This is a genomic window from Pseudoalteromonas sp. XMcav2-N, assembly GCF_024124545.1.
Classification (GTDB): domain Bacteria; phylum Pseudomonadota; class Gammaproteobacteria; order Enterobacterales; family Alteromonadaceae; genus Pseudoalteromonas.
Genome location: NZ_JAMXSF010000003.1, coordinates 322743 through 336222 on the forward strand (window position 1 = coordinate 322743; position 13480 = coordinate 336222).

The window sequence follows — 13480 nt, forward strand, 5'->3', positions numbered from 1 at the left end:
CCTCGTTCGTTGTTATAGTTTTTTCCACACGCTGTGCTTGCCAGGTTGCTGGCCTCGGGTCCACCAACGCGCCTGATAACGCTCACCCTGATAGCGCACAATTGCGCCGCCGGCGTAAGCCACGGAGGCTTGCCATTGGTCTTTTGGTTCAGAAGGTGATGCAATGCGCTCCCAGGCATGGCTTGTATCGGGACGTTGCCCGCGAACCCACCACTTGGCGCGATATTGGCTGCCGTTAAAGCTAACAATGTCTCCGCCGGTATAAACCTTATCCGCTTGCCAGGCATCGCTCTCAGGCGGTGTCGGAGTGGTATCCTGATTAGTCACCGCAATGATCACATTGACTGAAGTGCTTAGCTGTCCGTCAGAAACAGTGACCTTGCCACTAAACTGCGTGTCTTTATCAACCTGTGGGGCCGTGACGGTGATGGTTGAGCCGGTGCCGGTGTAACTGATCTGAGCCGGTAGCTGCCAGTCGAAATCCAGTCTGCTTTGCTGATCATCGAAAGCATGCACATGCAAATGAGCGCTTTGCTCTTCCTGTACGGTCAATATTGCTGGGGTGTGTACCGTAGGTGGTGTATTCGCAGGTTTAGCCACCACACTGAGATTGAAGCTATGCGTCTGATCAGTAACAAAAACCTGATTACTCGCCAGGCTGGTTGCATCAAAGTAAATATTGCCATGCTCATCCTGCACCCCAATACGGATCAGTGCAGCAAACGCCTCATTGAGCTGAGTCGCAAAATACGCTGGCCAGTCGGCAAGGCGCTGCTCAGAAATGGCGAGCTTTTCCTGAATAAGTTCTTTGCCGTTGCCATCGAACGCCCGCAGCCAGACCGTGTCGCCAATATTGGCCTGCTGCCCCTGACGCAGATAATACCCGGCGCTATGCCAGCTTTGTGGCGGCTGGGGTTCAGCGTCTCTGATGATAGTAATATCACTGCAGTTGTAAAAACCTTCTCCGACCACATCATCCCGTTGCCAGCGACTGTACAGGACAGCATCGCCCGAAAAACGCTCGGGAATGGCCACTGTCATCTCGTAGTAACGTTTGCCGTCGGGCGCCATAAAAAAGTCAATATTGCCATGACTTTGCACCAGCTCCAGATTAGCCCAGCTGAGCGCTTTGTTTTCAAAATCAACACCCGGCTTGGTCAGATAGAACTGCCAAAAACTCGGGTTGTGCGGCGTTGTGGCGCGATAACGGATCTTGATTTGCCCCTGACCATCGACCGTCACAGGGGTTTTCTGCCAGTCTTTGGAGGGTAAACCCATGCCGGCTTTGTTTTTATCACCGGCATGGCATAAAGTCCCATCGGGAATATTCGCCTCAACCGCGCTTTGATCGTTAAACTCTGCCGTGTTGGCAGCGAATTCATGCTTTTGAATAAACTGTACATGACCGGATTTCAAAAATGCGGCGCGGCAGGCTGCATTGGGGATCTTGGAACCATCTTTTGGCCACCAGAACCCGCCCTGCTCCTGACAAATCGCCTGACGGGCCTTAGGAAAGTCCATATAGCCATGCGCTAATGCCTGATTGGCAGCAGCCAAAGTCATCCCCACGGCGAGAGCCGATAGGGTTTTATTATATTTCATAGGGTTATCTCCTGCGGTGGCAGCTATGCCACCGCTATTTATTGAGGATTACAGCGAGCAAACCTGCTGCCAGGCACCACCATTGGATGGCGTGGCATTGGTCCACCACTTGGCTTTGTAAACGTAACCGTTGTGGATCAGCATATCGCCACCGAGCGCATGGCTTGGTGTACCGGCCCAGTTGGTGCGCGGCCACTGTGGGTAATGATTGATATTACTCAACTCAACCCCCTCGCAAAGCCTGCCGGATGGAGGGTTACCACCGGAAGTGTCATCCGACTTTTTCGCTACAGGCAACTGAGGATATTCGCTACTGAAGGCGTATTGTTTGCCACCTTTTTCAATGACAAAATTAACCGGCCCCGTGATCGGCATGTAGTACATAACCTGAGCATTTACGGTCTCGCCTGGCTTAAACGACTCCAGCTGACCACCCCACTCGTTTTTCAGGGTGATTGAGAAGCGATGGAATGCGTTGTCAAAACCACCAATGTTGTTACCGCGTGCATTGCTGGCATCGTGCTCTACTTTCATGCCCAGCTTTTTGCGAGCATTCCAGTTGGACTTAAAGATCGCAGAGGTTGAGACTGGCACATTGAAGCTGATTGTCGCCCCGCTCAGGTCCAGCTCTGAGTGGTTGGTGAACGCGAATGTGGGTCTGATCGGGTAGTTCTGATCGCCAACCGGGAAGTCTTTGGCGTTAAAGCGAATATCAACCGCTGACTCAGGCACAACAAATTCTGCATCGCCCTGCACCGTAGCGTAGTCTGTGCCACTTTGATTGAAGGTGTTGTAGGCTAGACTGGTCATGGTTGACCCCATGAAGTACTCTCCTTTGTCCGCATGGTAGTCGAAGTCGCCTGCAAGCTCCCAAAACATCACGCCACCCAGGCCTTTTTCAACCACATAATTAAGCTTGGTTTGCATGGATTCAGTATCTTCCATCGACAAGAAGACTTTTTTCTGCGCGTTGTACAACCAGGGAGCGACAGCGATGTCATCGTAATGCCGCACATAGTCGCCTCGCATCACATCATCCGGATCTGTAGCAGGCGTCAGACCATAGTCAGCCAGATAACTTGGATTGATACCATGTTGCAGGTTTTTGGCGTGCCATAAAGGGCTCGAGCCCGCCGCGACTTCCTGACCATTTTCAATGTCATGCCACAGGTTGTCGATGCCAATGGCACCGTTACCACATTTGTTCTTCTCACCGATCCCTGTCCCTTTCGGACAGGCGTTTTGATCAGGCAATGGCGCACGACCCCAAAGACCATTTTCACCACCACGCACATCCTTAAATCCACGGGTGTAATAGGGAATACCTATGTTGATCCGCCCGACTGGTAATGCACCTCTGAAATAATTCACGGCCCAGTCTGTGTTGAGGTAGCCAATACCACCAAACTCATTGGTACCGTATACATTCCAGGTTTTCAGCTCAGTGTCTTTACCGGTATCATACAAAGGCGCGTTGTGGCCAACATGGTCATTCCAGGCACCGTGCAGGTCGTAACTCATGATGTTCACAAAATCCAGGTACTGTGCAGTCTGAAACGTTTCCATGCCTCTTAACAAGTAACCCGAAGAAGGAGACGCTATGGTCAGCATGTAGTGCTTACCATCCTGCTCACCCGCTTTATCCAGCGCTTCACGCAAAGATTTCATCAGCACCTGATAAGACTTATTCAGGCCAGCACGGCGCTGGTTACTGATATCAAAATCTTCAGGGTGACCCGAGTCTTTCATTGACGACGGATATTCGTAGTCAATGTCCAGACCATCAAACCCGTACTGACGTAAGAAAGCCACAGAGCTGGCGACAAACGCTTGTATCCCTTCATGATTCACACTACCGTCGGCATGGGTGGTCATGGTGTAGAACCCACCGCTATTGACGCGGTTGCCTGTTTCATCGAAGTAACCGCCCGTCTCAGCCCAGCCACCAACAGAGATCATGGTTTTGACGTGTGGATACTGCTTTTTGTAGCGACTCAATAAGTTAAAGTGACCGGTATAGGGCAGACTTGGATCCATTTCGGCGCCTACCTCACCTGGCCAGGTCATATTGGTTGCAGCGTTACCCTCAGCTTTAGGGTCGCCAATACTTAGCTCATTCTGGCTATTTACATGGGCAAAGGCATAGTTGATGTGAGTGATCTTGTCCCAGGGGATATTATTGACCAGATAGCTTGGCTGGTTATTTTTGCCATGGCGCCAGCTGGTAAAGTAACCAATCACGCGCCGGGGATGATCAGCCCCCATCTTCTCCCGACCTTCGCTATCGTATACATCACAATAGGCACTGGTTACGCCGGGTGTGCGATATAGACCGGCCGGCAAACAATCCAACTGACTGGTTTTATCGTCCCCCGACGCTTTCACAATAAAAGTACGCGTGATGCTTTCTGACACCAGACCATGCTCGTCCGTTGCCTGCAAAGTAAACTCATGGCGCCCAGCTGACGCAGCTGACCATTCATATTGCGCTTCCGTCAGTTCTGTGCGTTTAATCTCTTGACCATTAAGCGTCAGTACCTGAGTTAAGCGGTCATTTTCTTTGTCATGACTTCGTAGTGTCAGCCGGACCAGGCTACCCACCTCCAGTTCATTGGGCAATTCAGCCGTAAGGCGTGAGACAGGTGCAGTATTTTTATCTTCCGGCGGCAATGCAACTACCTGAACAGTGCGCTTTGCCGATACCGACTTTGCGCCATCGTCATCAATCGCAACGGCATGGAAAACATGCTCACCAACACGCGCCTTCCAGTTGAGCACATAAGGAGCCAGGTCCAGCACTTTGACCAAAACATCATTGTGATAGACTGAAACCTGCTTGACGACGCCATCGCTGTCATGTGCACTGAAAACAAACTGAAGCTTTTCACCTTCTGTCACCTTCATATCACCATCCGGTTGCTTCAGGTCAATCACAGGTGATTGATTGGGTTGCTCACCTCCCCGGCACTCTCCCAGCTTGCGCCATTCCTGCCATTGCCCGGAGCGCAGCTTAGGTGATGATCGATTCCACCAATTTGCCTCAAAAGCAATGTTATCTTGTTGCACCTGATGACCAGACGTATACACCTGACCTGCTTGCCACTGCGGTAGTTCACTACAATCCACTGCCGCATTGGCCTGGTGTGCAGCTAATGCCAATGCTATTGCACTGACCTTAACAGTTGGCGTCTTTATGTTAACTAGTTGCATAAATGCATCCTCACTTGTTTTATTTTTTAACCTGACATCAATGGAAATGACATTATTTCCTATCATCGGCGCAGGCGGAGGCAGTGTAACGATGTGAAAAAACATAACAAGTGACTAGTTAAAAGTAATAATCTAGTACATTATTATTTAACCTCTATTGTTGTGAACACACCAGAAATTCACTACCCCCTTGTTTATTATGAAGATTATTTATTTGTTGCACTTTTATGAATAACAATATATTTGGAACGTTCCCGATTGGAATTTATTGTTTACAAACGGCACTGGTAAGAACAGACGTAAGGATGGCTACAATTAAATTATTTAACACTTTAGTGGCAGTCTTTTTATCCGTTACTTTTTTACGAAGATAAGACTCGCTTACAATGAATAAAAAAGCAGAGTAAAAATAGAACAGCAATGAATACTTTGTCGTGGTCAATTGTCAATTCAGATCAGACGATCATGTCTGAAATTGACAATAACTTGCTAAATTCTGAGCAATTAAAGGTATATTGGAAGGTGTGTAGATCTGGCTGGCAGTTTCCACTCAAAAAACCAGTAAGAAGTTTTAAAACTCTGTGTTTGTATGCTAAATCCGGCAAATAACAAGGGCACAGCCGCGGACGATTGGGCCCTTGCTAACAGGTACTATCTGCGACGTCTGCGACGTGTCCATGCCAAAGGCAGCGCAAGCATAGATAGCCAGCTCAAAGAAGCAGACTGACGCTCGTACGTTTCCGCTTCCGGCTCAGCACACTGCTCCAACTCTGTGCTACCGGTTTGAGTCAGCACCACAGACACCACGATTGACTCTGATGCATCATTGCCATTCGCGTCTTTATCTGGTTTTCCCAGCGAGTCTAGCTTTCCAACCGTTTTGGTTGCAATTGCATATATAGTATTGTCATCCGTGATGCGGATCGCTTCGGATACGGTATATGGAAAGTCATCGCTTTTACAAGGCAGTAAATCATTGATGTTAGTTAAATTCTCATCACCGATTTTATACATGAAACCTTCATAGCGAGGACTAGTAACATTTTTCTCAACCTCGCCTTCACCAACCATATATCCAGTATTATTAATGTCTCTCACAACAGTGTCTGAGCCATTGAAATAGGTAGGGAGCTCTACAAACTTTTTATCATTCATGTCGTAGTAATACCCGGTCACGTCGAATAAGGTGCCCTGGTTCTGCCTGCCTACGTATCCCGCAATCACATTGCTGTCGTTGATATCAACAGCAAACCCTGCCTGATAAATGTCATCATGCTCGCGCAAAGTGAAAAACTGACCATCCTGATAATAGCCTGGCTCTTCAAAGGCCTTGAGGCTATCGTCAATCCTGACTCTGGACTTACCTACGGCAATACCTGCTTTATTGATGGCAAATGCAGAACTATAGAACGGGTTGTTTTCATCATCCTTACGCTCCAGACCAATACCCAGATCTTTTGTATCAATGACATTGAAATCTTTATCCAACGTCCATTGGTAAGCTCGCAGATCATAGACACCTCGTCCCTGACGCCAGATACACACCGCTTCAGGCTCATCTTTATCATCACAGTTGTCAGTAATCGTGGTTTGACTGTTTTCAGGTAAGCCCACAGATGCCTGACCAACGATCAGGTAGTTACCTTCGTCTGTCAGGGTTATATCATTTGCAATGCTGTAGCCGCCATATTCAGTAAACGGGGGCTCAAGAGTAACGCGCTTGCCACCCGGAGAGATCACTATCCCACGCGCATGCCAGTCACGAACAAAATAGGTTTTTGCCTCACTCTCTCCGTCAGGGGTAAACGTGATTTTTTTAAAAGGCGCAGACCCCCAGGCTACCACAGTGCCATCTGCCGCGATGGCAGTCATTGCATTACTGACGGAACGTGTCAGTCCCGCATAGTCGGGCGACTCTACATCAAAAATGTCAATCAAATTAGTAGTGGTACCGGTGAATTCAAGCCCAGCTACAGAACTGATTTTCTGAAATTCAGCGCTAGCACTTTGCGTATTAGACGATAAATAGCTCAGCATAAAAGTGTGCGCATCTGCATCTGTTGAAAGCGCGTCACCATTTTCTATATCATCTAAGGTGAATTCGATGGTTTCACCTTTCTTTACTGATTGCTCCTTGTAGAGTTCGTAATATTCGATGAACGACGTGTCCGAAAAATCAATATAGCTAATGTCGACTGGCAAGTTATATAAACCTGTCACACGGCCAATGGCGTCACCACTTTCGTTAACATCAGAGACATAATGCATTTTGCCAATGTCGCTGGTTGGTAATTCAGTGAGTTTGTACGGTGCGGCAATTGCCTGACCAGATAGGCCGAAAATAATACTGGCGGCCATAAGTGAATATTTCATTTCAATCCTTACTACTGATTCTGTAATGCTTCTAATTCTTCCCAACGCTCAAACGCGGCTTCAAGCTTGGACTCAAGGTCAGCCAAATGGTTCAACGCGGTTTGGGTCGTTTCAGGATCTTGCTTAAAAAACTCCGGTGAATTCACCAGGTTTTGTTGCTCTTCCAGCTCGTTTTCCAGAGCCTCTACTTTACCCGGCAATGCTTCCAGTTCAAGCTTTAATTTGTAGCTTAACTTGCCTGATTTGTTTTTATTGGCGGCTTTTTTGTTATCGCTCGCTTGCTGCTTCTCTTTGTCGAGCTTTTCCAACGCTTTTTGCTGCTCAAGCCGTTGCGCCCGGTACGCCTCAAAATCACTAAAGCCACCGACAATCTCCGTGACTTTGCCCTGGCCTTCAAACGCCCATACACTGTTACAGGTATTATCAATAAATTCCCTGTCGTGACTAACAATCAGGATTGTTCCCTGGTACTGGTTGATGATCTCTTCCAGCAATTCCAGTGTTTCGATATCCAAGTCATTGGTTGGCTCATCCAGTACCAAAACGTTTGAAGGCTTGAGGAATAGCTTGGCCAACAGCAGGCGGTTCTTCTCTCCACCCGACAATGCTTTAACCGGCGTGCGCGCTCTCGCTGGCGGGAACAAGAAGTCTTGCAGATACCCCAGAACATGGCGGCTTCGGCCCCCCATTTGTACTTCCTGCTTACCTTCCGCGACATTGTCCTGAACCGTTTTCTCCTCGTCCAGCTTTTCCCGGTATTGGTCAAAATAGGCAACTTCAAGGTTAACGCCCTGTTTTACTTTACCTTTATCCGGAGCTATATCACCAAAGAGAATTTTGAGTAGCGTCGTTTTACCTACCCCATTAGGACCAATTAAGCCAACTCGATCGCCGCGCATAACCAGGGTCGAGAATTCATCGACTATGCGTTTATCTTTGAAGGCATGGCCAATATGTTGCGCCTCAAATACCAATTTGCCTGAACGTTCAGCTGATTCAATGTTAAAGTCAGTCTTGCCAACTTGCTCAACCCGTTGCTTTCGCTCTACCCGCAGTGCTTTGAGGGCTCTGACACGGCCTTCATTGCGAGTACGACGCGCTTTGATCCCTTGTCTGATCCAAGCCTCTTCCTCGGCTAATTTTTTGTCAAATAAGGCGTTTTGTGCCTCTTCAACTTTTAGGTCGTGCGCTTTTTGCTCCAGGTACTTAGCATAATCTCCCGGATAAGAGATAAGCTTACCGCGGTCCAGATCAAGAATACGAGTCGCAACACCGCGGATAAATGCCCGGTCGTGCGATATAAATACAATCCCGCCTTTGAACTCTTTCAAAAACTGTTCAAGCCATTCAACACTGCTCATGTCAAGGTGGTTGGTCGGTTCATCCAGCAGTAACAGATCTGGATCGCTCACCAAAGCCTTTGCCAGAGCCACTTTTCGTAACCAGCCACCAGATAACTTTTCCAGTTTCATATTGGCCGTAAGCTGTAATTGAGTTAAAACAAGCTTGATACGACTTTCAAATCGCCAGGCATCTTTCGCTTCAATGTCAGCGGATAAACGCTCAAGTCGACTCAAAAGATTACTCGAGTGATCGCTCTGCAAGGCTTCACTGACATTGTGATAGTCAATCAGCAGTTGGGCGATATCAGGCAGGCCACCGGCTACGTAATCGAATACACTGCCCTGTGCGCCTTTTGGCGGGTCTTGCTCCAACCGTGAAACTTTTAACCCTGATACCCGGTTGATTTCTCCATCATCCAGTTGAACCTGGCCATCCAGCACTTTTAGCAGGGTTGACTTTCCGGCGCCGTTACGACCAACAATACAGACCCGCTCTCCGGCTTCAATCACCGCGTCGGCTTGGTCTAACAAGGGGTGAGTACCAAAAGCCAGCTGGGCTCTCGCTATTCTGATTAAATCCATCTTACTTTAACAACTCTTTTATATCTTGTTCTGTAAAAGGCCAGAACAGGGTTCTGGCACTCTCTGTTGACTTAAGTACGGGAATTGATGTCTGATATTCAGCCATCAACTGAGGATCGTCCACTATGTCTTTATGTATGACAAGATCACTGGTGACACACCTGAGTACCAGCTCATAAGCCTGCTCACAAAGATGACAACCGTCAGTATAAAATAATGTGAGTTTAGCCATGGGTGATCAACCAGCTGTTGTGGATTTGTTTATTACGCTTGAAATCCGGCGACAAGGTTTTATCTGATACATTCTCTGCTTTGAGGCCTAATCCCATCAGACCGACTTCATCCATTTTAAAGCCTCGCTTGTTATTGGAGAACAGCAAAGTACCACCCGGGCTAAGAATTTTCTTCACCCATTCAAGCAACTGGATATGGTCGCGCTGAACGTCAAACACCTCTTTCATACGCTTTGAATTCGAAAAGGTCGGCGGATCGAGGAAGATCAAATCATATTGGCCCTGCGCATGTTCAAGCCACTTAAGACAATCTGCCTGCTCAAACCTAAAACGTGGGTTACGCAACTCATTTAACGCGAAGTTCTCTTCTGCCCACTTCAGGTAAGTTTTAGACATATCGACGGTAGTCACGGCTTTTGCGCCACCAAGTGCCGCGTGGACCGACGCACTGCCGGTATATGCAAACAAGTTAAGTACACGTTTGTTCTTGGCATTTTGCTGAATATAGCGTCTGGCCAGCCGGTGATCTAAGAACAATCCGGTGTCCAGGTAATCGAACAAGTTCACCTTAAACTTGGCGCCAAACTCTTCAACTACTTGCACCCGATTTTGTTTACTGAGCGCGTTATACTGCTCCTGGCCTTTTTGTTTCTTACGTACCTTAACCGCAATATTGCTGGGGTCGATATCTAAGGTCTCAGCAGTCAAAGTAATGATGTCTTGAAGGCGTTTATTTGCAATCTGCTCGTCTATTTCTTTCGGTGCAGCATACTCAAACACCACAGCACTGTCACCATAGACATCCACTGCGACATTATACTCTGGAATATCGGCATCATAGACACGATAAGCCTGGACCTGTTCTTTTTTAAGCCAGCTTTTTAATGATTGCTTGTTCTTTTTAACACGGTTAGCAAATGCCCGGGATTGCTCAAAATGCAACGCCCCCGACTGTTCATTTTGTGCCACCTGACGCTCGTCCATGTCATACAGATACAGTGCAACATCGAGCGGACCGTTTTTAAACTTATAGCGTTTTTTCGACGACAGTTTCAGCGTTTTAAACAGTGCTTCATCTGTGCCAAGTAACGCCAAAGACCAGTCTTTGTAATGCTTTTTAAAGCGCTCGCCCATGCCTCTATATAGGTTAATCAGCTCCGCCATTGACCCTAAACGCTCACCATAAGGTAAGTTACTTAGTAATGTCCCCGGGCGCTTAGCAACACAGGTCAGTTTACTGGCATCCCCTTCGCTAAAACGAATGATGTCTTCCAGTCCGGCTCGCTTCGCATTTTCTCTGGCGGTATCCAAGACCTGGACATCAATATCCTGACCAATGATCCATAAGGGTTTATCCACTTGCGCTTGTTTTAACTCAGTTTTCAGTTCCTTAAATTTAGCGTCACGAAAACCTGGTAAGCGCTTGAAGGCAAAATCTTTGTTCAGATTGGCAGGGATGTTTAGTGCCATACTGGCTGCTTCAATCAGTAAAGTGCCTGAACCACAGCACGGATCAAACAGAGGTTTTGATGTATCGCTCAGCCAACCACTGCGCTGCACCAAAGCGGCAGCCAGATTTTCGCGGATAGGTGCTCTACCCTGTTTGGTGCGATAACCTCTGTCCGACAGACGCGGACCAGAATAATCTATATAAAGCGCAATCTTTTGCTTATTGAGCTTCGCGATAACGCGAACATTGGCATCTTGCTTATCGACTGATGGACGCTGCTCGTACAGGTCCTGAAAATAATCAACAATGGCATCTTTGATCACCAGGCCAGAAAATTGGGTGTTTTTCAGTTCCCGGTTAGTGCCGTTAAATTCAATCGCAAACGTCTGTTTTGGACCAAACCATTCCTGCCAGCCCTGAAAGCGAGCAAATTTATACAAGTCATCTTTGTTGTTGATGTTTTCGTGCTCATCAATCAGCATCATCACACGCGTTGCGAAACGCGTGGTCATACAGAATTTTTGAACTGCCAGGCTATCCGCGGTAAAGCGAACTGAACCGACAGTTTGTTTGACGACTTCAAGTCCCTGAGACTGAAGCTCTTCAAGCAACAGGTTTTCAATACCGATAGACGTTAAGGCGATAAACTGCAATGTAAATACTCAGTAATTTCAATTGCAGCGAGTATAACACAGCAAGCGGCGGTGTGTGCAGCCTAGTCATATGACATAAGCCAGAATGATTGGGTTGTTATCAGGCTGATTGAGTAAGCTTATGTGCCTGAATAAGCGGATGTACCCTGTCATTGAGCACTTTTATAGCCTGAAATTGCTCAAGCTCGATGTTCTCATCTAACATAAATCCATGGGTAAGATTGATACACAGGCTGCTCTCCTGATTATGATCCACAATCAAGAATTCACCTGGCTGGCATTTCGAATGTAAAGTGATAACGGCATCCACCAGAGGCTGGCCGCCAGTATAGCTTTTAAAAAACCAGCTTTTGGCTTGCACGGGGAGTAAATGGAATTTAGCAGCGGTGGCATTGAGTGCAATCTGGCAACATTGGGGCTCGGACCAGACTTTAAATCCGAGCAAATAGTCGTACACATTACGGTAGAAGGCAGCCTCATCCACACTCATATCGACACTGTGCAGTGAGTCTTCCGTGAGTTGTCTTAGACGAAACGGCGTACACAACTGAAGGTCGTCGCCTAAGTCCACAAGCAGTCTGTTTCTGTGGCTACATCTTATCCAACGCCACTCTTTGGATGCTTGCAAAACTGACCTCCTGATATCAATGTGTTACGTATTTAAGACCTGTTCAGAAGTATATCGCGAATTATCACAGTGTAAAAATTTTTGTAATAACAAATTGTTTTAGATCATCGCGTTATATGAATGATCTTTATAAGGAAAAAACGATCATCCTTGCGAAAAAATGATCGTTTAAGTGAAGTATTGCTGTATGCGCCACAATATTACAGATTAATTACAAATACATTCAATTACTTATAGAACAGCTGGTTAGATCTCTGTGACGATCTTTTTGATCAGCTGAGGGCCTTCATAGATAAAGCCTGTATAAACCTGAACTAAATCTGCCCCGACATTAAGCTTTTCTTTTGCCGCTGCAGCGCTATCGATCCCGCCTACACCTATAATAGGTAGCTTGCCTTGTGTCATGCGTTTTAGCTCACTAACAACCTGGGTGGACTTTTCACGTACCGGACGACCAGATAAACCACCGGCTTCCTCAGCATGTTCCAGTCCTTTGACCGCGTCACGTGATAATGTGGTATTGGTTGCAATCACACCATCGATGCGGTTATTCACTAACGACTCAGCAATTTGCTGCAATTGCACTGCATCCACATCTGGGGCAATTTTGACCAGCATAGGAACCGACTTCTTATGCTTCTCAATCAAATCAACCTGTTCATTTTTCAGACTTTGCAACAAGTCATCTAAGGCCTCGCCGTACTGCAAATCCCTTAATCCCGGCGTATTAGGTGAGGAAATATTGACTGTGATATATGACGCGTGCTCAAAAACTTTACGCATACAATGGATATAGTCGTCTTTGCCCTGCTCATTTGGTGTGTCTTTGTTTTTACCAATATTGATACCCAGGATCCCCTGATAGCGAGCTGCTTTAACATTCGCAACCAGATTATCAACCCCTTTGTTATTAAAGCCCATGCGGTTAATGATGGCATTGGCTTCTGGCAAACGAAATATGCGTGGCTTGTCATTGCCAACCTGGGGTCTGGGTGTGACCGTACCAACTTCAATGAACCCAAAACCCATCTGGCTGAACGCATCAATGCACTCTGCATTTTTGTCTAAGCCTGCCGCGAGCCCTACCGGGTTATCAAACTCGAGACCCAGAAAATTAACCGGTTTCTTTGGAAGTGACTGTGACCAGGCCATACTTAATGGGGTATTCGCGAAGCGGCGTAAATTTCCGAGTGCAAAATCATGAGCCCACTCAGCATCTTTACTGAACATATAGCGACGCGCTAAATCATAAAACATGGAGACTCCTTAAGTTCCTAGTAACGTATGACACCAAGCACATTCATGCATAACCAATTTGAAGGATAAAATCTGCCGCTGACTAAGTAAAAGATTTTTTATTTAGTACAACTAACCAGCAAAATCTTTGCCTGGTTATTGTCGAAATT

At 47.0% G+C, this 13480-nt stretch carries 8 protein-coding genes; all 8 read right to left on the bottom strand.

Annotated features, from left to right (window positions below):
* Positions 1–12: 12 nt before the first annotated feature.
* Complete coding sequence (locus NH568_RS06015) at positions 13–1602, bottom strand: lytic polysaccharide monooxygenase (RefSeq protein WP_253045599.1); 1590 nt, start codon at positions 1600–1602, stop codon at positions 13–15.
* 48 nt (positions 1603–1650) lie between these two features.
* Positions 1651–4812: a glycosyl hydrolase family 18 protein gene (locus tag NH568_RS06020; protein WP_253045601.1), complete on the bottom strand. Its 3162-nt coding sequence runs from the start codon at positions 4810–4812 to the stop codon at positions 1651–1653.
* A 651-nt stretch (positions 4813–5463) separates the two neighbouring features.
* Entirely contained in the window at positions 5464–7185 is a 1722-nt protein-coding gene (locus NH568_RS06025; protein WP_253045603.1) for a DUF3466 family protein, read from the bottom strand.
* A gap of 11 nt (positions 7186–7196) precedes the next feature.
* Positions 7197–9110 carry an ABC transporter ATP-binding protein gene (locus tag NH568_RS06030; RefSeq protein WP_253045605.1) on the bottom strand — a complete coding sequence of 638 codons (1914 nt, stop codon included), beginning with the start codon at positions 9108–9110 and terminating at the stop codon, positions 7197–7199.
* Position 9111: 1 nt separating this feature from the next.
* A complete protein-coding gene (locus NH568_RS06035; RefSeq protein WP_253045607.1) occupies positions 9112–9342 on the bottom strand; it encodes a glutaredoxin family protein in 231 nt (76 codons plus the stop codon).
* Positions 9335–11446 (bottom strand): bifunctional 23S rRNA (guanine(2069)-N(7))-methyltransferase RlmK/23S rRNA (guanine(2445)-N(2))-methyltransferase RlmL, encoded by a 2112-nt coding sequence (rlmKL, locus tag NH568_RS06040; RefSeq protein ID WP_253045609.1) that lies wholly within the window; start codon positions 11444–11446, stop codon positions 9335–9337. Before rlmKL ends, NH568_RS06035 begins: the two co-directional genes overlap by 8 nt.
* 100 nt (positions 11447–11546) lie before the next feature.
* Positions 11547–12074 (bottom strand): cell division protein ZapC domain-containing protein, encoded by a 528-nt coding sequence (locus NH568_RS06045; protein WP_253045610.1) that lies wholly within the window; start codon positions 12072–12074, stop codon positions 11547–11549.
* Between the two features lie 246 nt (positions 12075–12320).
* The gene (gene pyrD, locus NH568_RS06050; protein ID WP_253045612.1) at positions 12321–13331 is read right to left on the bottom strand and encodes a quinone-dependent dihydroorotate dehydrogenase; all 1011 of its coding nucleotides are present in this window, start codon (positions 13329–13331) and stop codon (positions 12321–12323) included.
* Positions 13332–13480: the final 149 nt, after the last annotated feature.